Consider the following 25,651-nt stretch of genomic DNA (forward strand, 5'->3'; position numbering starts at 1 on the left):
GCAATGAGTGATAAAAATAACGAAAATAAAAAGGATAACGAGCAAAGCGGAGAGCAGAAAAAGCAAGCTGATAATAAGGCGACATCTCTGAGTACTGAAATAAAAAAATCTGAACAATCACAAATGCCAACAGAAAAAGTGAATAGTAAGGATTTACGTCTGTTAAATGACCTCAATGCGGCATTGCAGGTGGAAAAACACACGGGTTCATTTGCTATGATTTGGCTATTGGGTGCTTTTTTAGTGGTGTTTCTAATTTGGTCATATTTTAGCAAAATAGAAGAAGTTACCCGTGGGCAAGGTACTATTATTCCAAATAGCCGAGAACAGATTATTCAAAGTTTGGATCCCGGCATTTTGGATCAAATGATGGTGCATGAGGGAGATTTGGTGGAAAAAGGACAGGTGTTATTAAAACTGGACGACACCAGAAGTTCTGCTATTTTGCGTGAAACACAAGCGAAAGTAGATAATCTTGAGGCGATTACCACACGTCTAAAAGCTGAAATTTCAGGGCAGACACCTGTTTTTTCAGAAAAAATTCCGAAAGAGATTAAAGATCGTGAAATGGAGGTCTATAAAGCGAAAAAACAAGCATTGGAAGAAGCAGTTAAAACTTTGCGAGATAGTAAAGCCTATCTTGATTCTGAAATTGCTTTGACAGAACCGATGGTAGCAAAAGGAGCGGTTTCACAGGTGGAATTATTGCGAATGAAGCGCTCAGCGAATGATATGGCATTGCAGATTTCTGAACGTGAACATAAGTATATTACTGATGCAGGTAATGAATTAGTGAGAGTACAAGGCGATCTTGATCAGGCAAAAGAGAATCTTGCAGCGCGAGCTGATCCAGTGGAGCGTTCTTTTATTCGTGCACCGTTAAAAGGTATTGTCAAAAATATCCGCATTAACACTATTGGTGGAGTCATTTCTGCTGGACAAGATATTATGGAAATTGTGCCGGTGGAGGATAATTTATTAGTGGAAGCCTATATCAATCCGAAAGATGTGGCTTATATACGTCCCGGAATGAAAGCAGTAGTGAAATTAACAGCTTATGATTATGCGATTTACGGTGGATTAGATGGCATAGTGACGTTATTAAGTCCGAGTACTTTGCAGGATAAACGTCAACCGAGTGACTTAAATTTAAATCCGAATAACTCGTTCTATCGTGTGTTGGTAAAAACTAATGGCAGTCATTTGACTGATAAAAACGGTCACGAATTGCCGGTATTACCGGGAATGATTGCAACAGTGGATATTAAGACTGGTGAAAAAACAGTATTTCAATATTTAATCAAACCGATTACACGAATGAAGCAGGCGTTACAGGAACGTTAATTTATAATGTGTTTTAGAAAATAGAATCTTTTTAACTTGATATAATAGAAACATAGCTTAAAAAAGAGGCTTAATGTCTTTATATTACAAGGCATTAAGCCATTTTATTTAAATGCTTATTAAATTGTTTGGTTATCTTGTTCGATTTTCCTTAATCCTTTATGAGATAAAAAACAAAATAAGAAACATAATATTATGCCAATTAGTAGGGTATAGAAGCCACTATCCCAACCAAAATGTTTTACAACAAATCCGAAAAGTGTGGTGCCTAAAGACGAGCCAACGATATAGCTCATAAAACCACGGAGTCCAACAGCAGATCCGAGAGCAAAACTAGGAATCACCTCCATTGCTTGTACTGCAACCATAAGCAATCAGGAGTAATGATGTCATAAGCCCTATTTGTGTTGTATCCATTCCCATTTCACTTTTTAAAAAGTGAGTAGAGAAAACGAAATTATTTCGTACGATATAATACATCATATATCCAATAAAAATACCGGCTAAAGATGAATATTGGTATCGTTGAAATTTTAATCTCGTTTCGTGAGTAATTAAATTTTCCCTTTGCATCTTTATTGATCTCCATGAATGATAATATTAGTTATAAAATTAAAATATAGTATAAGTTAACTGCTGCAAATCAAATAGATAAAAATCAAAGCGTATTAATATAAAAAATGAAACAAAGAAATGCTCTTTGAATTGTTAGGAGCGTGTTTTTTGCAAGAGCAAAAAATGAAGTTGACCTTTAAGTCGAAACCCAAACTTCAATACAAGGCACAGTCACAGTAAAGTGTCGTCTTTTGATCAAAACCAATAAAATCACTCCAAAATAAGATTTAACGTAAATTATTAAAAAATTATGAATATAAAATTATTTTTGTCTTTACCTAAGCTTGGGTAAAGACTAAAATCTTACAAACTGATTTCCGTGTCTATAACGTGAACTTACAATTCAATCGTAACAAGCTTTTTATGCGGCAGGCTTTTTTTGCAACAAATCATAATGTTGAGGGTAATTTATGAACCATATTTTTAGAGTCATTTTTGATCACATTAAAGGTGTTTTTATTGCTGTATCAGAATTAACGCCGGGAAAACGTAAGCAAAAATCTGAAAAATTGTCTGAAAGTCAATTTATGTCAAATAGTATTGGGGGGGGGGTAAACTAAAATCATTTGTTCTCTCTCTCATTTCCTCATCTTTATTTTTGGTAGTAGGTTTTTTGCCAAGTCAATCATTAGCGTTTCAGTATGTTCAAACAAAAGACAATAACCTTTTCCCTGATAATTCTGTGAAAGGTTGTCGTCCATTAGGTTCGGTATTTCTTAATCCAAAACTAGGAGCAGAAACCGTAGAGGGCTGTGATAGAATTTCTTCTCAAAGTGTTGCGATAGGATTTAATGCTCAGAATTATAACGGTTTCAGCGGCAGTGGCTCGGCAGCTCCCTTTCAAACTAACGAGTTTGGACAAACGGCAATCGGTTATGCGGCGACCACGCTTGCTCAACAAGCTACTGCGATTGGTAATAATGCTGGTGCAAAAGGACAAGCAACAGCAATTGGTAATGATGTGTTTGCCAATGGGGTAAGTTCAATTGCCATTGGTAGTGATGACTTAACATTTGGCGATAAAAATAAAACTTATGGAGATAAGTTGCCTGCTGAAACTATTAATAGTGTGTTTGCTGATTTAAAAAATGCTCGTCAATATTGGGTAGGGAAAGACAAAACTTTTGACCCAAAATACAACTCTCCTGAAACGAGAGAATGGTCTCCAACCTATGCTGCTAAATTAGGGGCGATTGCGATTGGTTCACGTGCGGTTGCCGGCGGTGAGGTTTCGACTTCAGTGGGTTCACTTTCTTTTGCATTGGCAGATCGTTCTACTGCAATGGGTATTCGTACGTTTGTAGCACAAAATGCGGTGGGAGGTACAGCAATTGGTGAGCAATCACGTGTTTTTGCTCCCAATTCTATCGCGATGGGTAACTACACGGAATCCGCTTCCCAAGGCTCATTCTCTTATGGTTATAACGCCAAGGCGATTGGTCAAGGTGCATTGGCTTTTGGTTATGATTCTGCAGCAGGTGCAAAAATTAATGGTGAACAATATGCCAAATTGCTAGGCTTTACTCGAAATTTACACACATTGGAGCTGTTTAAGTCGGATGGTTCTATTGATAACGAGAAAGTAGCACAATTCTATGCTGGCGTGAATACCTTAATTAAGGGTGGTAATGTTAACGGTACACAATTTGGTGGTGTGGCGGAAATGTTTGCCGATGAAACGTTGTTTGAGAAAGATACATCAAAAGAATATTTAAATATCGGTGGTAAATCAATTTATAAAACGGCCACTTCTACCAGCACTTTTAACAGTTCCGATGCCGCTGAAAACTCTTTTGCAATGGGGCGTTATGCCTTTGCCTTGCGTTCTAATGCGATGGCATTCGGCTACTCAACAATTGCCGATGCACAATCTAGCTTGGCTATCGGTTCATTTGCACATACTGATTACACTGCGGATAACTCTATTGCTTTCGGTGTAAACACCTATGCTGCTGGTAAAAATAACTTCGTTGCCGGCTATTCTTCTCGTTCTTATGCCAATGACTCTATGGCGTTAGGGGTAGGTTCTTATATTGGACAAAGATCTGCAAACTCTACTGCAATTGGTAAGGTTGCCCGCGTTAATGATGGCACTAGTGATGGTATGGCAATCGGCAACTACTCTTCTGCGACTATTGATAACTCTGTGGCACTTGGGGTAAATTCCAAAACAGACTATAAAACTGCTGATTTAAATCAACCTGGTTGGGTAGCAAAAGGGGCAATTGCTATTCCGACATCAGCAGCAACAGGCTTGATTTCTGTAGGGGCAATTAATAATGAACGCCGTATTACTAACGTAGCTTCTGGTTATGCGGATACAGATGCTGCCAACGTGGCACAACTTCGCACTATTGATGAAAAATTTGATAACCGCATTGATAGCTTAGAAAATGGCGGTGGGGTGCAATATCAATCCATTGATAAATCTAATACAGCGGGTGAAGCGGCCAAGTTAGGACGTACCCTCAACGAGGTTAAAGATTATCAACAATATATCACTTTAGAAAAACAATGGATTGGCTTTAAAGCACGTGAAATCCTAAACGGTGAGCAAATTAATGAGGCTAGCCTACAAGCGATGAAAGATAAGGCGGACAAACTCAATGAGGGTGGTCGTTTTGATAGCTTAAGTTCAGAGCTTAAAGCGCTAGAACAAAGTTTATTAGCAGAAGCCAAAGGAATTGATAAAGATAAATATGATGATTATGTGAGTAGATTGACAACGGCATTTGAAAGTGATTCTACGCGCTTACCAAATAATCTCACTGCAGAGCAAATTGCTAACTTGAAAAAAGGCACCAACTACGATAATGATGGTGCGCAAGGGGCAGACAGCATTGCCTTTGGTTGGAAAGCAAAAACCAATGCAAGCGGTAAAAATGCCATTGCCTTGGGCGTAGAAGCAGGCGGTGAAAATGGTGTTTCCGGTGAAGATGGTATTGTAATCGGCACGAAATCAAAAGTGAGTGGCAATGCTTCCATTGCGATGGGTAAAGATAACAATGTTTCCGGCAACAACTCAATTGCAGTCGGTACAGCGTTAAGCATTTCCGGTAATAATGCCGGAGCGTTCGGTGATCCAAGCACCATCAATTATGATAACTCTTACTCTGTCGGTAATAACAACACCATCGGTACAGCGACAACAACTGAAACCGAAAAAGGCAGCTTTGTGGTCGGTAATAATGTTGAAGTCAGTGCGGATAATGTGTTCGTTTTGGGCAGCGGTAAAAGTAGCGATAATAAATTAAAAGCCAGCCAAGTCAATTCAGTTTATCTTGGTGCGCAAAGCAATGTCGTCACAACAGGCAGTGCCGGTGCCACAGATAAATACGAAGAAGCGACTATCGGTGGACAAAAATTTGGTAAGTTTGCCGGTTCAAAACCGGTTGGCGTTGTCACTGTTGGCAATGACGAACAAACGCGTCGTGTTCAAGGTGTGGCAGCAGGGTTGATTGCAGAAAACTCAACCGATGCCATCAATGGTTCACAATTGTTTGCTACCAATACTTACCTCACCAATTTGGCAGAAAAAATCGGTCTTAACGGCAAACCTATTAATGGTGTTGATGGCGCCAGCGGTACTGACGGCGCAACTGTCGCCGGTCAAGACGGTACCGCCGGAGCAGAAGGTGCTCAAGGTGTACCGGGTGCTGACGGGACAGATGGTTTACAAGGACCAGCCGGTCGTGATGGTTTAAACGACACGACTTTAGTGAATAAAGTGCAATCATTGCGTGATGGCGTAGCAGGGACAGTGGTGTATACCGATACCAACGGTAAACGCGTGTTAGCTGAAAATGGCAAATACTATTCTGCTGATATTGTGAGCGGTAAAGTAAAAGCCAACAACGGCTTGTGGTATGACGCTAGCAAAGTTAACTCTGACGGCACCTTAAAAGATGCCAATGATACCAGCGGTAAAACATTAGCAGAATTAGGCACGGCTATTGGTAGCGATAAAGTGATGCTTTCTGCGGTGAATCCAGATGGTAAAACTGCAATACCGGTTACATTGGCAAATATTGCGAGTGTATTGAATATTCCGGCTGCAACAGCGGTCACCTCAGTTGAGCAAGCCAAAAAATTTATCGGCACACCGGCTGTAGATGGTAAAGCAGCAAGCGGTCTTTATGATTTAAGAGAAGCGAACTTAAATCGAGCTGTTACCGTAGCCGATTTGCAAGCCTTAGGTTTAGCAGGGATTACCTTCACAGCCAATAGTGGTATAGCTGTGAATACGGCTATTGGCGGCACATTCAAAATCTTGGGTGATGGCTTAGGTGAAAATGGTGCGAATAAGTACATTAAAACGAAAACAACGACAGGTGGCGTTAATATCCAACTTGTCGATGCGTTACAAACTAAATTGGATAATTTACCGGAGGATGTGAATAGCAGTTTAGCCGGTAAAGCGAATGTTGCCTTAGACAATATCACGGACGCTGGACGCAAAGTGATTGCCGATACGATTGTGGTGCAAGAGGATGCGAGCAAGGAATCGAGTGCTTTAAACGTGACCTCTACTTCGGACAGCTCCGGCAAGAAAACCGTCAATATCGCTTTGGACAATGATAAGATCAAAGAAATTGCCGGTACCAATCAACTTGAGCAAAACTATGCGAAAGCAGATGCCAGCAACATTACGAGCAAAAACGGCAATCAACAGAAATGGCGTAATGCCTTGGGGGCAATGACATTTAGCGGTGATGCCGGTGAGCAACAGGCTAAAAAATTAGGTGAAGCCCTTAAAGTCTACGGTGGTAAAACTGAAGCGAGTGATTTGAGCAGCAATAATATCGGTGTGACTGCCGGTAGTGAAGGTTTATTGGTTCAATTAGCCAAAAATTTAACCGGATTGACCTCAGCACAATTTACCGATAACGGCACTACCACCACGATTAACGGCGGTGGTGTGACAATTCAACCTAGCACCTCAGGTAGCACTGTCAGATTGACGCAAAATGGCTTGGATAATGGTGGTCAACGTATTCAAAATGTAGCAGATGCCACAGAAAACGGCGATGCTGTGAACAAAGGTCAGATGGAATCGATGGTGAGCACAGCGACGACCATTATTACTAAAGATTTGACTGACAAAGGCTTTAAAGTAGCAGGTAATCAAGGCACTGAACAAACTATTAAACTAGGTTCAACCCTTAATGTGAAAGGCGCTGAGAGTGGTAAACGTATCACGACAACGGCTGGCACAGATGGGCTAAGCATTGATTTAAGCCAAGATGTGAAAGACAAATTGGATAAAATCCCTGATGAAGGATTGGTATCTGCTAATCAATCATTGAAATTAACAGCTAAAGATAATACTGCGACGGATCCGCAATCCTTTAATCAACAAGGTGGGCTTAATTTCACCGTCAGTGGTGATGGCTCTATTGATACCGTAGCGAGTGGTTCTACCGTAACGGTTAAGGTGGCTGAAAAAGGCATTGCGACAACGCATCTTGCTGATAAAGCAGTGACTACGGCTAAATTGGCTGATAATGCAGTCACTACGGCACAAATTCTCAATGGCACTATTCTCGAAGAGGATTTGGCAGAAGCCTTAAAACAAAAAATTAAGGCAGGTGGTGATTTATCGGATAACACTATTAAATTAACGGCCAACAACAATAGTACGACTGCTACACAAGCCCTTTCAAACGCAGAAATTGCGTTTGGTATTAATGGTGATGGCATCGATATTAAAACAGATGCCAGTGACAATACAGTAAACATTAGCTTAAATAAAGCGAATTCAGTCACTAATGATACCACCGAAGGTAAAAAAGTGGTGTCATCCAGTGCTGTTTATGATGCAGTGAAAGGTGCGAAAACCAAAGTTGCAATTGCTGGTGACTCAAGTAAATTATTAAGCGTAAACAAAACAGAAAATGACGATTTAAGTGCCAATAGTTACATCCTTTCTTTAAACAAAGAAGGCGTTGCCAACAGCTTGAAGGATGATTTTGCTAAAGTGGATGCCAGCAATTTAGACACTAGCAATGTGACTGCTTGGAAAAAGAAATTAGGCATAGATAATCTCGCTTCCAGTGTTTCCGGTATTACCTTCAAAGGTGCGGCAAGCGGTTCAAACGATGCAGTGGTCGGCTTAAACAAAACATTGGATGTCAGTGGTACTGATATTGAAGCGAAAACGGCCGCAGCAAGTGATGGAACCAATGCCAAACTTGAACTCTCTTTATCACAAGCAGTGAAAGAGAAATTAAACCAAATCGACACCACTAAAGGCGTAGCGACTGCTAATCAAACCATTGAATTGACCGCAGATAACAGCACCAAAACAGGTATACAGCGTCTAGATAAAGACGGCGGTATTAGTTTTGCTATTGGCGGTGAAGGTGCAATTGAAACCAATGCAAGCAATGGCAAAGTCACTATTAAAGTGAAAAACAGCGGTATTACAGAAACGATGTTGGCGGATAATGCTGTAACAACAGGCAAAATCAAAGATGCGTCTGTTACCGGAGCGAAGATTGCTGAAGGCACGATTGCGAAATCGAAATTAGATCAAGCTGTTAGCAAAGAGATTAATGACGCTACGGCATTGTTGGATAATACCATTACCTTGAACGGTAATAATAGCTCAACCACTGCTCAACGCCTTGATTCCCCAAATATTGCGTTTAATATCAAAGGAGCGGATGGCGGTGATATTACCACTACGGCTTCTAATAGCAATGTTACTTTGACATTAAACAAAGCCACTTCTATTACCAACACCGGTGATGACGCTAATCGTGTGGTCACTTCAAGTGCAGTTTACTCTGCGTTAGCGGCTGCGAAACCAGCGGTTGTTAAAGGGGAAGTCGCACAAGGGGATACCAACTTACTTGATATTGTTGGCACGAAGTCTGACGGTATTAATGGTGACACCTTTAAACTTTCGCTTTCTAAGAAAAACTTAGTGACTGCGTTGCAGGATGATTTTGTCAGTGCGGTCAATGGCGCAGGGATTGCTGTGTTTGACGGTCAGACTACACCAAGCAAAAAAGCAGTTAATTTAGGTGAAGGTATCCAACTTTTAGGTGACGGTTATGTGAATGCTACCTTTGAAACTAAAGATTATACTTACGCTGAGGGTGGCAAACAGCATAAAGCTCCTATCTTAAAATTTGGTGTGAGCGATCAAGTTAAAACAGCAATTGAAAAGCTCAATAACGGCACTGCATTGTCCGGAGTGACCTTTAACTATAAAGCGAATGGTAATGGTTCAGCTGGAAAAGTAGGTTCGGTCAATGGTGAAACCGGCTTTGACTTCCGTGGTGACGGCTCACTTACCGCAACCAATAAAAATATTTTGATTTCTGTTGAACCGACTAAGCAAGAAAAAGCCGGTGTTATTGATTTCTCTTTAGCCGAAGATTTACGTGATGTTAAATCTATCGGTAGCGGCTCAAAAGATGCGACAGGCACTGCGGCACGTTTAAGCTTTAATAGTAAAAACGGCGATACCGCTGCCAACATTACGGCTAGCAATGTGAAATTAACCGGTTTAGCCGATGGTGATATTAGCAAAACTTCCAGCGATGCGATTACCGGTAAACAAATCTTTAATATTATTGGTGCTAACAATAGCGAACATGGCACTATTACTGATCGTTTGAATGATTTGGAAAGTGGTTTAAGAGGCACTGTGGTTTATACCGATAAAGACGGTAATAAACTGGTGAAAGTGACCAATGCAACCGGTGCAAGTGAGTTCTACAAAGCGACAGATGTTGCCGGCAAACATTACTACAATGGTCAATGGTATGAGACGACAGCGTGGAATGATGCTGAGGGTAAACCCACTGCCGAAGGTACAGGGACAGCTACTGTAGCAACGGTTAACACCGACAATATCTTGCTTTCATTGGTAAGTGCAAAAGATGGTGCAACCACCACCCCAATTACTTTAGCTAACTTGGCAAGTGCCTTGGACTTACCAACCAGTAACTCAGCGACGGCAGTAACTGCCGATATTGCCAAAACCAAAGTGACTGATTTATTAACAAAATCAGGTGCAGGTCTTGGTCGTGCAGCGACTGTAGCGGATTTGCAAGCGATTGCTCAAGCTGGTATCAGCTTCTTGGGTAATGAAGCTGATACTAATGCTATCCACAAAACGCTCGGTTCTGTGATGAAAATTGAAGGTAAATCAGGCGCTACTTATGGCTCTGGAGATAGTGTAGCTACTAACTATTCTGCTGATAATCTTATTACCTATAAAGATGGTGATGTGCTTCGTATCGCAATGAAAACTAAACCAACTTTCCAAGGCGTAAGTTTACAAAATGGTACAGATCCAGAGATTAATTTAACACCAGGAAAAACCGATAACAATTCGCCAACATTAACCGTATCTTCCGGTACTGACAGTAATTCAAAAGATGTTGTTCTCAATGGTATTGCTGCTGGTACTGAACCAAATTCTGCAGTGAATAAAGCTCAATTGGATGTGGTGGCTAACGCGGTGGGGCTTAATGGCGAAAATGGTATTAATGGCGTAGATGGTGCTAATGGTCCATCTGGTCAAGACGGTTTAAACGGTCAAAGCCTAGCCAACAAAGTACAAGCTTTGCGTGACGGTTTGGCTGGTACCGTGGTGTATACCGATGCCAAAGGAGTTCGGGTAATGTCTGAAGATGGTAAATATTACTATCCAGAAACCTTAACCAAAAATATGAAGAAAGCTAATGACGGCTTATGGTATGTTGCCAGCAATGTGAATGCCGATGGTACGGTGAAAGAAGAGGGTAAAAATACCGGTAAAAAATTAGAAGCTTTAGATGGGGCTGGTGATAAAAAATTGGATGCCAATGAAGTTATTCTTTCAGCGGTTAATGCAACTGGCAATACCACCACACCGATTAGTGTGTCTAATTTAGCCAGTGTGTTGGGAGCTATTCCAACAACAGTCACAACGATTGATGCAAAATTTAACGATGCTAAAGCCAAAGTGGGTGCATTATTAGCGGGTATTAACCCTACGGATAAAGATAAAGAACCTGAGCAACAAACTAAAGTAGATCTAGATCGTGCTGCTACAGCGGCTGATCTTCAAGTGTTGGCTCAAGCTGGCCTTGCTTTCCAAGGCAATGATGAGGCGGTAGTCAATCGTGCTTTATCACAGACTTTAAGCATTAAAGGTGAGGGCATAACAAAACAGAATTACTCTGCTTTCCAAAGTGCCTCAGGCAATATTGTGGTGGGTAAAGATGCTAGCGAAGGTACTTTAGTGGTGAAATTAGCTAAAGATCTTAATAATATCCACTCGATTGGCGCGGGCGCTTTAGGCAATGGCAATTCTGCGCGTATCACCTTTACAGATAAATCAGGTACGATGACGGCACCTGAGATTTCTGTGAATAATGCCAAACTTAAACAAGTGGAGAATGGTGAAATCAGCGCAAGTAGTCAAGATGCGATTAACGGTCGTCAATTAAACACCTCTATTTCCAGTTTTGCGACAGTATTGGGCGAAGACTTTAGCAATAAAAATGGCTCAATAAGCTATACAGGCGAAAAAGGTATTGGCGGCACCGGTAAAAACACTGTGGCAGAGGCGATTTCTGCGTTAAATACAAGTGTTACTAGTACGGGCATTACCTTTAAAGCCGAAGGCCCTTCCAATGCACAAACCATTACCAAAACACTGGGTCAAACGCTTGAATTTGTGACCGAAAATGACGCGACAGATACCAGCTTCAAAGGAGAGAATATCGTCACTGCGATAAAAGATGGCAAGGTAAATATTGCGCTTAAACAAGCCAGTGCACAGGATGTAAAAGATGGCAAAGGTGGTCTTGTTACTTCTGATGTGCTTAAAAAATATGTCACTGACCAAGTGGGTACTGGTCAATTGGCTTATAAAGCCAATGGTGAAAATCCAACTAAACATGTGGCTTTAAATACTGGATTGACATTTGCTGCGAGTGCAACCAATGGTAGCGGAACGACTAATTTAACGGCGAGCACGGCAGATAGTGGTGTTGTGAATTACAAACTTAATGATGTCTTAACAGGCATTACCTCTATCTCTGGTGAAGGGGGCAATGACTTAGCAGCTAAATTAAGCTTTATTAAAGGTGTGGCACAATCAGGCGATACGCCTGCACAAGCGCCACAAATTTCTGTCAACAATGCCAAAATCACCAATGTGGCTAATGGTGTTGAAGATAGCGATGCGGTTAATATGGGGCAGTTATCTGCGGTGAAAAAATCTATTACGGATTTGCAAACTGCCAGCAATAGTGCTTCTATTGCGTATAAAGTTACCGATAGTAAAGGGGTAACCAGCGATGGCGGTAAGACACCGTTGACTACCGGCTTTAACTTTACCAGCCTTTCTGACAATATCGAGATTAGCAAAGGGGCGGATAATGGTGGTCAAATTAAGTTTAATCTTAAAGATCAGTTGACCGGTATAAGTTCTATCCAGGGACCAAAAACCTCAAGCACACCATTGTTGATCACATTGGGCGAAGGTATCCTAACCTTAAGTGGTAGCGGTACTAAAAATGGCGCACAAATCAAGGGTGTGCTTAAAGGTGTGGATGACACGGATGCTGTGAATATGGCTCAACTTAAAACGATGGCAACAACAGTAGGTGCTAAAGTGGGTCCAGATGGTGAAATCACGGCACCGACATTTGATACCGCTGTCAAAGGTAGTGGTACTAATAATACAGCACCGGAAAAACCAGAAAGCTTGAAAGGTGCGGTAGATGATTTAATCACTGCCAATAATAAAGGGCTTACCTTTAGTGATGGTAAAAACACTACGACGAAGTATTTTGGGGATACTTTAGTGGCGAAATCCGCTGATTTGAGTGATACCGCTTACAAAGGCAAAAATCTCAAAACAGAGGTGCAAGACGGTAATTTATTGCTTGCAATGAAAGACAAGCCAGAATTTGCCGCGTTGGCTTTAAAAGCAGGCGATAATGCGCCGATTATTAACCTTACTCCGAATACAGATGCCAATAAACCTGCAATTAGTTTATCTTCGGGTACTGATGGTAATTCAAAAGATGTCGTTCTCAATGGTATTGCAGCCGGTACTGCTGATAATTCTGCAGTTAATCTTGCACAATTGAACAATTTGAGAAATTTTATTGGTGTGGGTAAAGACGGTAGCAACGGTGTTAATGGTGTAGATGGTGTCGATGGTAAAAATGGTACGCCTGCTATTGGTCAGCAAGGGGTTCCAGGCAAAGAGGGACAAAATGGTCAAAGACTCGTAGGAGCAGCGGGTCAAGATGGCTTAAATGGCACCACTGTCATCAACAAAGTACAAGCCTTGCGTGATGGGGTAGCCGGCACTATGGTGTATACCGACACAGCAGGTAATCGTTTGATTGCCGAAAACGGCACTTTCTACAAAACAGACTTGGTAAATAATTATGCCAAAGCCAATGATGGCTTATGGTATGCCAAAGACAAAGTTAATGCTGACGGTTCTGTCGCGACAGATGTTGCTGGTCAAGGTAAATCCTTAAAAGAGCTTGCTAAGTTAGCTGGCAATGAGGATTTGATTGCGAAATCCGATAAGGTGATTCTTTCTGCGGTCAATGCCGATGGTCAAACTACGCAACCAATCACGATTGCCAACTTAAAAGACAATCTTGTGGTTGCTGAGGTAACTTCTGCAGAGCAGGCAAATGCTGAAAACTTAGCCAAAGCTGCCAATGGCGGTAAAGACTTGACTGACGAGCAAAAAGCAGCTGTCGCCAAGGCTTTAAAAGAGCAAAAAGTAAATGCCACTGTTGCTAGTTTATTAGCCAACACCAATACCAATACCAATGAGCTTAGCCGTGCTGTAACCTTGCGTGACTTACAAACTGTGGCGCAAGCCGGTTTAAGCTTTGCCGGTAATGACAGCAACAATCCAATTCATCAAGCGTTAGGCACAACCTTGTTGATTCAAGGTAAATCTGGTGCGACCTATAGTGAGGCTGTTTATTCAGCGGATAATTTAATTACGCGCAATGATAAAGGCACACTTCGCATAGAAATGAAGAAAACTCCAACCTTTGATGGCATTATCTTGGATGGTAAAGGTCAAGACGGTAAAGATGGCAAAGACGGTTATATTGGCGTCGATGCTGAGGGTAATGTTGTCGTGAAAAATGGTGTGGATGGTCTTGCTGGTAAAGATGGTAAAGACGGTGTTGATGGTGCTTCAAAAGTCCTCACTGAGGGTAGCGTCAATGCTTCTGCACAATTGACCTACAAAGCCGAAGGTCAAGGTTACACCGATAAAGACGGTCAAAAGGTTGATAAACCAACCGTTTCACTTGCCGATGGTCTTAACTTTAAAGGGGATAGCAATATCAAAACTGCGGTCAATGCCAACGGTGAAGTTGATATCACCTTAAATAAAGACTTAACCGTAGATTCTATTGGTGGTGGTAAAGATAAAGGTAGTTTGAGTTTTGGTTCAACTACCGATACAAATGATAAAGGTGAGGAAACCATTGTCAAAACCATTAATGTTAATAACTCACGTATTATCGGTATTGCGGACGGCAAAAACCGAGGCGATGCGGTGAATAAAGGTCAAATGGATGACGCAATTGGTGCAGTGAATACCAATATCAACAACATTAAAAATGAGGTTGTGAATAAAGGTATGAATTTTGCGACCAGCAATGATGGTGGTAAAACAAAGAATTCACAAACAGCGAAATTGGGCGATACTGTAGTGGTGAAAGCCGGTTCGAATGTTAGTATTTCTGAAGTGAAGAAAGATGATGATAAAGGAACATTCAGTTATACCATTAGCGTCAAAGGTATTCCAATGACCTATGTTGATGCGGATGGTAAACCGTTGGTTCAAGTCGGTGATGACTTCTATCATTTGCAGGAAAACGGTGCAGTCAACTTTGCCTCTACCGCAACACCGGCAGGTGTTAAAGTGGTGAAAGATACCACTAAACTTAATGACAAAGCGGTTGTTAACGATCAGTTGAGTACGGTTGATGTTGCCAAAGGTGAGATCAAAAATGGTTCACAACAGGCGGTAACCGGCGGTCAAGTGGCAGATCTTTTAGGTGTGACAGTTGATAAAGACGGAAAAGTCAAAGACAGTAAAAGTGGTGAAAACGGTATTGGTGGCACTGGTAAGAATACTATGAGTGAAGCAATTTCCGAAACAGTGAAGATTGCTAAATCCAGTAATACAGAAGTGAAAGCAGGCAAGAATGTGATTGTAACTAAAGGTACAGGCACAAATGGAACAACTGCTTATACCGTAAGTATGGATACTAGAAATTTGGAAGTGGAAAAATTGATCCTAGGTAAAGGAGACAATAAGACCACGATCTCGGTTGTTAACCAGTCACAATATCAAGGCAGTGAAAAAGCGATTGATGTTGGTGGTACACGTATTACCAATGTTAAAGATGGCATTGATCCGACCGATGCGGTTAATATTCGTCAAATGAATAAATTGGCGAATGCAACCAGCAAAGCGATTAACAATGTTAATCGTCGTGTTGACCACTTAACCCAAGAATCAAGAGCCGGAATTGCCGGAGCAATGGCAACTGCTGGATTGCAGCAAGCCACTGAACGTGGACGTACTACGGTTTCTGTTGGCTCAGCGGTGTTCAAAGGTGAAAGTGCAGTGGCGTTAGGGATTTCCAAACTTTCTGATAGCGGTAAAGTCGGCATTCGTATTTCCGGTATGACCACCAGTAACGGTGACACTGGCGGTTCGGTCAGTGTTGGTTATACTTGGTAGTTTTTGCCACAGCTATAAATGAAAATAGAAGAAGTGCATTGCGAAATGTACTTCTTTTTTGAGTATAAAATAGTGAGTTAAGTGAAATTAGCGCAAGCACAATTAACCGATATTTTTAATATAACCTCCTTGAATCTGTTGCACTGCACCGAGAATTTCCAGTTCCAATAGATCGGTAAGAATTTGATCGATAGGGCGATTTAATGCAGTCGAAAGTTCATCCGGTGAAATCGCAGTTGCACTGTTTAATTGTTGCATTAATGCTTGATGTTGTGGCGGAATATCAAGTTTGATCACCGCTTTTTTGTTGATGGTCGGCGGCGTGTAACCGGATTTTGCTTGTGGTGATATTGCGATCGTGCTTTGTGCAGTAGAGCTATTGCCGGTTGGCGTTTGTATCTCCATTGCTGGTGTAAACGGCATTAATGATGAAATTTGCGGTGTTAGAATCTCTAATACATCCTGTGCATTTTCAATTAACCACGCCCCTTGTTTGATTAAGTGATGGCAACCTTGACTCAATGGATTGTCCAATGCACCTGGAACGGCGAACACTTCGCGATTTTGTTCCAATGCCAGACGTGCAGTAATTAATGAACCGCTTTTTTGCGAGGCTTCGATGACGATGGTGCCGAACGAGAGACCGCTGATAATTCGGTTGCGGCGTGGAAAATTTTCTGCAATGGGAGGTGTGTCGGGGAACAGTTCCGACAGCAATGCACCGTTGTTTTCTAGAATCTGTTGTGCCAATTTTTTGTGGCGAGCCGGATAGAGTTGATTCAATCCACTACCCAAAACGGCAATGGTTTTACCGTGATTATCCAAAGCGGCACGATGACAAATGCCGTCAATGCCTAAGGCTAAACCACTGTTGATAGTAATTCCGCTATGTACCAATTCGCCGGCAATAGTTTGGGCGTAATGTTCGCCATAAGGTGAACAATAGCGACTACCTACCATAGCGATTTGTGGAGAAGAAAGTACATCAATGTTACCTTTTACAAACAGCAATGGTGGTGCGGAGCGAGTTTGTTTCAACAAGAATGGGTACCTGTGATCAAAATAGTGCAGAATATGATTTCCTGCCTGTTGCTGCCAATTTAGAATGGAGTCAATAATTGCTTGTTGCGGCGAGTACCAAGCTTGAATTTGAGTGCTATTCCAACCAATATCTATCAAATTTTTCTTATCATAGGTGAGTAAGGTTTCGATTGTTATCTGTTCAATTAATTGTTGAATTCTAATCGCACCAAAATTTGGTAATAATGATAAACGTAAAAGCGTGGTTAATGTTTGCATAGTAGAAAAAAGATTGAAAAAAATGCACTTTACCTCATTAATAGAGGTTGTCAGGAATATCATTGAAAAAATGTGAAGCTGATCGAAAATTAAAGATAAAACGATTTTTACGTTATAATTTGCGGTGTTAATTGCTGAAAAAATCAGTAAAATGCGAGATTTTAAAAAAGGATGAGAATATGGCGATATTAGATGTGTTATGTTTTCCCGATGAACGTTTGAGAACAGTTGCAGCACCAGTGGAAAAGGTGGACGATGAAATTCGGGAGTTTATCGATAATATGTTTGAAACAATGTATCAACAAGAGGGGATTGGTTTAGCTGCAACACAAGTTAACCGTCATCAACGTATTATCACGATTGATGTTGAGGGCGATAAAAGTAATCAATTGGTTTTGATTAATCCGGAAATTGTCGAGAGTGACGGCGAAACCGGAATTGAAGAGGGATGTTTATCAGTACCCGGCTTTAGAGGTTTAGTGCCACGTAAAGAGAAAGTTACAGTTAAAGCGCTGGATCGCAACGGCGAACCGTTTACGCTTGAGGCTAGCGATTTGTTGGCAATTTGTATTCAACACGAAATTGATCACTTAAATGGTGTGATGTTTGTTGATTATTTGTCTCCGCTAAAACGAAATCGTATTAAAGACAAGCTAGTGAAATATAAAAAACAATTGGAACGTGCTAATAAGTAATAAAAAATATTCGCTTAATGCAAGATTTCAGGCTGTTGACAAACCTACGATATTTCATCGTAGGTTTTTTTATTTCTTAAATATTTTAATGCTTTTCAATTTAAATTAGGATTAAAAATGTTTAGTGAGGTTTTATTAGATATTGTGATTGTGAAGTAGTTTTTATCAGATTGTGCCGTAAAATTCTGTCCTTAAGTGCGGGGATATAAGGTACAAACGGTGTGAGCCGTTTCAAACCTAACTAATAGGATGTTTGTTGTTGCTCGATGTATTGGCGAATATATACACATTAAAAATACAAGGTTTGCTGTGTCTAATTTCCTTTTCTTTTTTCATAGACCAAGTGTAGAATGCGGAAAAATTACATTCTAAATCTTGTTAATGCAACTACGCAAAGCCTTTAAGTTTGAGATAATGCCAAATGGCAGCCAAATCCGCAGAATTAAGCAGTTCTGTGGTTGTTCTCGTTTTGTGTTTAATAGGGCGTTAGCGTGGCAAAATGAGCAATACAAGCAAGATAACAGCTTCAAATTTAGCTACACCAAAATCGCTAACTTGCTTCCGCAATGGAAAAAAGAGCTACTTTGGCTTAAAGACTGCCATTCTCAAGTGCTGCAACAGTCGTTAAAAGACTTAGAAAGTGCGTTTAAAAATTTCTTTCAACAGCGTTCTGATTTCCCGAAATTCAAGAAAAAAGGCTTGAAAGAGTGCTTTCGCTTTCCGCAAGGTTGCAAACTAGAACAACAAAATAACCGCTTGTATCTGCCAAAAATTGGCTGGGTTCGCTACCGCAACAGCCGTGATGTCGTAGGCGAAATCAAAAACGTTACGGTGGGCCACAAGTGCGGTCGCTTTTTTGTTAGTATTCAAACGGAATTTGAATACGAAATCCCTACTCATAAAAGCGGAGAAATCGGTATTGATATGGGTGTTGCACGTTTTGCAACGCTTTCAAATGGAGAATATTTTGAACCGTTAAACGCCTAAGGAAAATCGCCAAGCACAGGCTGATTTTGAGTGTGTAGAATGTGGCTACACAGAAAATGCAGATGTCGTTGGAGCGTTAAATGTTATTGGTGCGGGGCGAGTAGTCGTCCAAGCGTAAAAATATCAGGCTGGGACACAGTCATCGAGCTTGTGAAGTGAACCGCATTAGCGGTCAGCAGCAAGAACCCACCGAGAGTAGCCGATTGTTTGAAATGGGCACTGGTAGGAATCCCCGTCCTTTAGGACGGGGAGGATGTCAAAATATTTGATGGTTTGTTAGGAGGCAGTGAAATGAAAGATAGACATAATTTAATTTTAGAAATGGTTAATCAGCAAGGTAAGATTTCGGTTAATGAGCTAGTTGAGAAATTGAATGTTTCAGTTGAAACTGTGCGGAGAGATTTAGCTTTATTATCAAAACATCAATTACTTTATCGTACTCACGGTGGAGCGTTGAGCAAAAAGACGAATGATATTGGCAGTGCATTTCATATTCGTCAGCGTACCAATGCAGAGGCAAAAAAGGCTATTGCACAGCAAGTCGTGGAGTATATATATGAGGGAGTTGTTGTTGGATTAGATGCAAGTAGCACTAGTTGGTATGTGGCGCAACTTCTACCCGATATTCCTTGTTCAGTAGTGACTAACTCAATGCGTAATATTACAGCATTGGTAAATAAACCGAATATTAAAACAATTGCGACAGGTGGAGTTTATTCCGCAAAATATGATGCTTTTTATGGGCCGTTATCCGAACATTTACTTTCTCGTTTGCATATTCATATTGGTATTTTTTCTTGTGTTGGAGTAGACAATGAGGGAGGCATTTGGGAGTCTAATGAGTTAAATGCATCGATGAAACGTAAAATGATGGATATGTCTGAACAAAAGTTTTTATTGGTTGATCCCTCTAAATTTGGCAAGCAAAATCTGGTTAAGCTAGCTGAGGTTTCTCAGTTAGATATGTTATTTACACAGGGAACAGTTCCTAAAAAACTGCAACATTATTGTGAAAAAATGGCAGTGAGCCTTTCTATTGTTTAAAATGACTGAATTGACCGTTTTGTATAAAAAATAGTTTAATCAGTCATATTTTAGTGCAAAAAAATGAATTTTTTGCCTGTTTTCTGTGATAACCCTCACAAAAAAATACCTTTCTCAAAAAAATCCTTTGAATTACCGTATTAGGGGTAGAAGATTTCCTTAGTGAATTTTTACTGCGTGTAAAACATTTATTTACAGCGTCAAACTAAGGAGATAGCTATGCAATCAACAAAAATTAAAATTGGTATTCGTCCAACGATTGATGGTCGTCGTATGGGGGTTCGTGAATCATTAGAAGTACAAACGATGACAATGGCTCAATCTGTTGCCGATTTGTTACAAACTCACGTTCGTCATACAGACGGTTCATTTGTTGAGTGTGTAATCGCCGATAGTTGTATCGGTGGTGTTGCAGAAGCTGCACAGTGTGCAGAAAAATTTAAAGCACAGAATGTCGGTGTTGTCATTACCGTTACCCCTTGTTGGTGTTATGGTTCGGAAACGATTGATATGGATCCACATATGCCAAAAGCAATCTGGGGATTTAATGGTACAGAGCGTCCCGGAGCGGTTTATTTGGCTGCTGCCTTAGCTGGACATACCCAAATGGGATTGCCTGCATTTTCTATTTATGGCACAGAAGTTCAAGAGGCTGATGACACCACTATTCCTGATGATGTGAAAGAAAAACTGTTACGTTTTGCTAAAGCGGGTTTAGCTGTGGCAACGATTCGAGGTAAATCTTATTTATCTATCGGTTCTGTATCAATGGGAATTGCTGGCTCAATAGTAGATCAATCTTTCTTTCAACATTATTTAGGAATGCGGAATGAATATGTTGATATGACAGAAATTAAACGCCGTCTTGATCGTGAAATTTACGATCCTGAAGAAGTTAAATTGGCATTGTCTTGGGTGAAGCAATATTGTCAAGAGGGTATAGATGTCAATAAAGAAGAATATCAGCGTACAGCAGAGGAGAAAGAAGCACTTTGGGAAACTGTTGTTAAAATGACCATTATTGCGCGTGATTTGATGATAGGAAATCCAAAGTTGGCTGAGCTTAATTTTGGCGAAGAAGCATTAGGACATAATGCTATCGTTGCTGGCTTCCAAGGTCAACGTCATTGGACAGATCACTTGCCAAATGGTGATTTTATGGAAGCAATGCTTAACTCCACTTACGATTGGAATGGCGTTCGCCCACCTTTCATTATGGCGACTGAAAATGATTCACTTAATGGTGTCACGATGTTACTCGCTCATCAATTAACTGGACAAGCACAAATTTTTGCTGATGTACGAACTTATTGGAGTGAGGATTCTGTTGAGCGCGTTACAGGCTTCCGTCCGACATCAGGTTTTTTGCATTTATTAAATTCAGGATCAGCCGCATTAGATGGTACAGGCCAACATTTAGATGAAACAGGAAATCATTTGATCAAACCGGTATGGGAAATTACTGAAGAGGACGGTAAACGTTGTCTTGCTCATACTCGGTGGTGTGCTGCGGTACACGAATATTTCCGTGGAGGCGGTTTATCCTCTCAATTTCTCACCAAAGGTGGCTTACCATTCACAATGAGTCGTATCAACCTTGTTAAAGGGCTTGGGCCAGTGCTACAACTGGCAGAAGGATGGTCAATTGAACTACCTGAAGAGGTACACAATACCTTGAGTCAACGTACTAATGAAACGTGGCCTTGTACTTGGTTTGTTCCTCGTTTAACAGGACAAGGTGCTTTTAAAGATGTTTATTCAGTAATGGCTAATTGGGGAGCAAATCACTGTGTAGTGAGTTATGGACATATCGGTGCTGACTTGATCACATTAGCATCAATGCTCCGGATTCCTGTTTGTATGCATAATATTAAAGAAAGTGACATTTTCCGTCCGAGTGCTTGGAGTGCTTTTGGTCAAGATAAAGAAGGACAAGACTATCGTGCTTGCACTAATTTTGGACCTTTATATAAGTAATGGAAATCACTTTTCAAGTGCAGTGTTTAAGGCTGCACTTGAATGAAATATCGGAGGGATTATGTCAATTTCGCTGATTTTAGATTGCGGTGCGACGAATGTGCGAGCCATCGCAATCGATCAACAAGGACAAATCATCGCTAATGCACATCAAGCAAATCAAACCACTGAAGATCCGCAACATAAGGATTATCAAATTTGGGATTTTGAGCAGATTGTGGAAAAACTTTTTGCTTGTGCAAAACACGTCTGTCAACAGTTGCGTGAAAAACAACTGTCTGTTGATGTGATTGGTGTTACTACTTTTGGAGTGGATGGGGCATTTTTTATCAATGGTAAACAAGCTACGCCAATAATTTCTTGGAAATGCCCGAGGACGATCAGTGTAATGCAACAGCTTGCTGATCAATTTGATGTTGCCGCCTTATATCAACGTAATGGTATTGGACAATATAGTTTTAATACGTTGTACAAATTACGTTGGTTACAACAAAACGATGTAGAACATTATGCCAGTTTTGAACAATTCTTGTTTATTTCTTCGATGCTTACTTATCGTTTAACGGGTGTGCTAAGCACTGATAGCACAATGGCTGGCACTTCAATGATGACAGATTTGCAAACGCAAGATTGGGATTCGGAAGTTTTAGCATTGCTACAACTTGATAAGAGTCAATTCCCACCATTAGTCAATGCTGGTCAAAAAATTGGTACGTTGTTATCTGAAATTGCTAAACAATGGGGCTTGTCATCAGGAATTCCGGTTATTTCCTGCGGACACGATACGCAATTTGCGATATTAGGATCGGGTGCAGCATTAAATCAGCCTGTATTAAGCTCAGGAACATGGGAAATTTTGATGGCAAGAACTGAACGAGCTATCGTTCGCCCAGATTACCTTTCACAAGGGCTGACCACAGAATGGGATAGTGTCAAAGGTCTATTTAATCCGGCAATTCAATGGGTGGGTTCAGGTATTTTGGAATGGGTTGGTAGGTTGTTATTCAGTGATTGTTATGGCAAAGAAAATTATTACCGAACAATGATTGATGAAGCAACTGTAGTTGGTGAAAGCACCGTATCTTTACAAGGTAATTTTGAATTTAACCAACAATCATTACAGCTTGGGCAATTTCTTGGTCTAACAATGCATACTACTCGAGGTGAGATTTATCGAGCTACTTTGCAATATTTAGCAAATAAATTGAAACAGAACCTAGCTTTATTACAGCAAGTGGGACATTTCCAAGCGGAAAGTTTGATTTGTGTTGGTGGTGGTGCGAAGAATGCTTTGTGGAATCAATTGCGTGCCAATACTTTGGGATTACCTATTGACGTTGTACAGGTTTCTGAGGCTACTGCATTAGGGGCAGCGATGACGACATTTACTGGCATTGGTGTTTTTCCTGATATTAATGCTGCCCAAAGTGCAATGCAATCTTTACGGCAACGTGTTGAACCTCAAATATAAGGAGTTGCAATGTTAAAAGGTATCGATCCTGTTATTTCACCAGAATTACTTAAAGTATTAGCTGAAATGGGTCACGGTGATGAAATTGTGTTTGCTGATGCTCATTTTCCAGCACACCAATTGCATCATCGGGTAATTCGTGCAGATGGTATTGGTATTCCCAGATTATTATCAGCAGTTAGTCCATTAATTGAATTAGATCAATATGTGGACGCACCGTTAATTATGATGCAAGCCGTTGCAGGCGATCAGCTAGATCCATCAGTAGAAGGTCGCTATTTAGTAGCAATGCAAACAGCAGGCGAATCTATTTTGCCTAATATCAAGCGAATTGAGCGTTTCGCCTTTTATGAAAAAGCAAGGCAAGCTTATGCCATCGTGGTAACAGGTGAAACAGCAAAATATGGCAATATTTTGATTAAAAAAGGGATTATCCCTGTTAAGGATTAAATTATGAATCGACAACAACTTTCACAAAAAATTATTGATACTTGTTTAGAAATGACTCGCTTAGGATTGAACCAAGGTACAGCGGGTAATGTTAGTGTGCGTTATCAAGATGGAATGTTGATTACGCCAACGGGAACACCTTATGAGCAAATGACAGTGGATAGCATTGTTTTTGTCGATAAAAATGGGCGTTATGAACAAGGAAAACTACCATCAAGTGAATGGCATTTTCATTTAGCCGTTTATCAATCACGACAAGACGTTAATGCCGTAGTACATAATCACGCAATTAATTGCGCGGCAGTTTCTATCTTAGAAAAATCAATACCACCTTTTCACTATATGATCGCTGTAGGAGGGACAGATCATATTCCGTGTGTACCTTATGCTACCTTTGGTACACATCAATTAGCTGAATATGTAGCAGATGGTATTAAAACTTCAAAAGCCATTTTATTGGCTCATCACGGCTTGATTGCAGCTGAAAAAAATCTTGATAAAGCACTATGGTTAGCCCACGAAGTGGAAGTATTAGCCGAATGGTATATCAAATTATTGGCAACAGGATTAGATATTCCACTATTGTCAAAACAACAAATGGCTGAAGTACTGGAGAAGTTTAAATCTTACGGATTACGTATTGAAGAGTAATAAGGTATTAAAAAAGGAGACTATATTATGAAAGCAAAAGTGTTAGAAAAACAGTATGTGATTCCCTTTATTCTTCTGACGACATTATTTGCATTATGGGGATTTGCAAATGATATTACTAACCCAATGGTGGCGGCATTTCAGACTGTAATGGAAATTCCTGCATCGCAAGCAGCATTAGTACAATTTGCCTTTTATGGTGGCTATAGCACAATGGCGATACCTGCTGCTCTATTTGTGAGTCGTTTTAATTATAAAGCAGGGGTGTTATTAGGATTAGCACTATACTGTGTTGGGGCTTTATTATTTTACCCGGCAGCAAAATATGAAATGTTCTCATTTTTCTTATTTTCGCTTTATATTCTCACATTTGGTTTGGCTTTTTTAGAAACAACAGCAAATCCCTATATTTTATCAATGGGTGATCCTCAAACAGCAACTCGTCGTTTGAATTTAGCTCAGTCTTTTAATCCTTTAGGATCTATTTTGGGAATGTTTGTTGCATCACAATTTGTTTTGACAAATTTAGATTCAGATAAGCGTGATGCCGCTGGGAATTTGATATTTCCAACATTATCTGCTGCAGAAAAAACAGTGATTAAAACACACGATTTAGCAGTTATTCGTGATCCTTATATTATTTTAGGTTTTGTTGTTTTGGCGATTTTTATCATCATTGCATTATATAAAATGCCTAAAACACGCACGGAACAGCAACCTAAAATTAAATTTGGTGAAGCACTTGGTCGATTATCAAAGAATGCTAAATATCGAGAAGGGGTAATCGCACAGGTTTTTTATGTTGCAACACAAATTATGTGCTGGACCTTTATTATTCAATATGCAGAACGTTTAGGTTTTACTAAAGCGGAAGCACAACATTTCAATATTATGGCTATGGCTCTTTTCTTAATCAGTCGTTTTGTTAGTACAGCCTTGATGAAGTATTTAAAAGCTGAATTAATGTTGATGTTATTTGCATTGGGCGGATTAGTTACGATTTTAGGAGTTATTTTCAGTGATAGTGTTGTTGGTGTATATTGCTTAATTATGACTTCAGGCTTTATGTCACTAATGTTCCCAACAATTTATGGGATCGCCTTATGTGGTTTAAAAGAAGAGTCCACTTTAGGGGCAGCAGGATTGGTAATGGCTATCGTAGGTGGTGCATTGATGCCTCCATTACAGGGTGCAATTATTGATCTCGGTACAGTAGCTGGTTTGCCAGCAGTGAATGCATCATTTGTTCTACCATTAATATGCTTTATTGTGATTGCTATTTATGGTTATCGCTGTTGGAAGGTATTGAAATAATAAATAATATTGACCTGCACCTTAAAATATTTAGAAACATAAGGTGCAGGTTTT

At 40.3% G+C, this 25,651-nt stretch carries 13 protein-coding genes and 1 pseudogene; 12 read left to right on the forward strand and 2 right to left on the reverse strand.

Annotation, left to right across the window (positions count from 1 at the left end):
- Positions 1-3: 3 nt before the first annotated feature.
- Positions 4-1,344: an HlyD family efflux transporter periplasmic adaptor subunit gene (locus JP36_RS04685; protein ID WP_039172442.1), complete on the forward strand. Its 1,341-nt coding sequence runs from the start codon at positions 4-6 to the stop codon at positions 1,342-1,344.
- 333 nt (positions 1,345-1,677) lie between these two features.
- Here JP36_RS04685 and JP36_RS11610 read toward each other — a convergent pair whose 3' ends face one another.
- Positions 1,678-1,917 carry a hypothetical protein gene (locus JP36_RS11610; protein ID WP_039172445.1) on the reverse strand — a complete coding sequence of 80 codons (240 nt, stop codon included), beginning with the start codon at positions 1,915-1,917 and terminating at the stop codon, positions 1,678-1,680.
- Positions 1,918-2,369: 452 nt separating this feature from the next.
- Here JP36_RS11610 and JP36_RS11310 point away from each other — a divergent pair, with 452 nt between their 5' ends.
- Both JP36_RS11310 and JP36_RS04695 read left to right on the forward strand, forming a co-directional pair.
- On the forward strand, positions 2,370-2,519 hold the full coding sequence (locus JP36_RS11310; protein ID WP_081964338.1) for an ESPR domain-containing protein: 150 nt from the start codon (positions 2,370-2,372) through the stop codon (positions 2,517-2,519).
- Positions 2,520-2,572: 53 nt separating this feature from the next.
- On the forward strand, positions 2,573-15,709 hold the full coding sequence (locus JP36_RS04695; protein WP_039172449.1) for a YadA-like family protein: 13,137 nt from the start codon (positions 2,573-2,575) through the stop codon (positions 15,707-15,709).
- Between the two features lie 102 nt (positions 15,710-15,811).
- On the opposite strand, the gene dprA is transcribed toward JP36_RS04695, so the two are convergent.
- Positions 15,812-17,008: a DNA-processing protein DprA gene (dprA, locus tag JP36_RS04700; RefSeq protein ID WP_039172452.1), complete on the reverse strand. Its 1,197-nt coding sequence runs from the start codon at positions 17,006-17,008 to the stop codon at positions 15,812-15,814.
- A gap of 179 nt (positions 17,009-17,187) precedes the next feature.
- Here dprA and def point away from each other — a divergent pair, with 179 nt between their 5' ends.
- The 9 genes and pseudogenes from def (at position 17,188) to fucP (ending at position 25,597) form a co-directional block, all read left to right on the forward strand.
- Entirely contained in the window at positions 17,188-17,703 is a 516-nt protein-coding gene (gene def / locus JP36_RS04705) for a peptide deformylase (RefSeq protein ID WP_013746032.1), read from the forward strand.
- 414 nt (positions 17,704-18,117) lie between these two features.
- Positions 18,118-18,690: a transposase gene (locus JP36_RS04710; protein WP_234702148.1), complete on the forward strand. Its 573-nt coding sequence runs from the start codon at positions 18,118-18,120 to the stop codon at positions 18,688-18,690.
- Between the two features lie 37 nt (positions 18,691-18,727).
- Positions 18,728-18,808: pseudogene (locus JP36_RS11955) on the forward strand (transposase); the annotation flags it as partial.
- Positions 18,809-18,981: 173 nt separating this feature from the next.
- Complete coding sequence (locus JP36_RS04715) at positions 18,982-19,734, forward strand: DeoR/GlpR family DNA-binding transcription regulator (RefSeq protein WP_021461604.1); 753 nt, start codon at positions 18,982-18,984, stop codon at positions 19,732-19,734.
- 219 nt (positions 19,735-19,953) lie between these two features.
- A complete protein-coding gene (gene fucI / locus JP36_RS04720) occupies positions 19,954-21,711 on the forward strand; it encodes an L-fucose isomerase (protein WP_013746034.1) in 1,758 nt (585 codons plus the stop codon).
- Positions 21,712-21,772: 61 nt separating this feature from the next.
- On the forward strand, positions 21,773-23,182 hold the full coding sequence (gene fucK / locus JP36_RS04725) for an L-fuculokinase (RefSeq protein WP_039172455.1): 1,410 nt from the start codon (positions 21,773-21,775) through the stop codon (positions 23,180-23,182).
- A gap of 9 nt (positions 23,183-23,191) precedes the next feature.
- Positions 23,192-23,632, forward strand: coding sequence for an L-fucose mutarotase (gene fucU, locus JP36_RS04730; RefSeq protein WP_039087123.1), 441 nt, complete (start codon positions 23,192-23,194; stop codon positions 23,630-23,632).
- 3 nt (positions 23,633-23,635) lie between these two features.
- Positions 23,636-24,283, forward strand: a complete 648-nt coding sequence (gene fucA / locus JP36_RS04735; protein ID WP_013746037.1) for an L-fuculose-phosphate aldolase — start codon at positions 23,636-23,638, stop codon at positions 24,281-24,283.
- Positions 24,284-24,310: 27 nt separating this feature from the next.
- Positions 24,311-25,597 (forward strand): L-fucose:H+ symporter permease, encoded by a 1,287-nt coding sequence (fucP, locus tag JP36_RS04740; protein ID WP_013746038.1) that lies wholly within the window; start codon positions 24,311-24,313, stop codon positions 25,595-25,597.
- The last annotated feature ends 54 nt before the right edge of the window (positions 25,598-25,651 follow it).

The sequence above is a fragment of the Gallibacterium genomosp. 1 genome, assembly GCF_000771875.1.
Lineage (GTDB): Bacteria > Pseudomonadota > Gammaproteobacteria > Enterobacterales > Pasteurellaceae > Gallibacterium.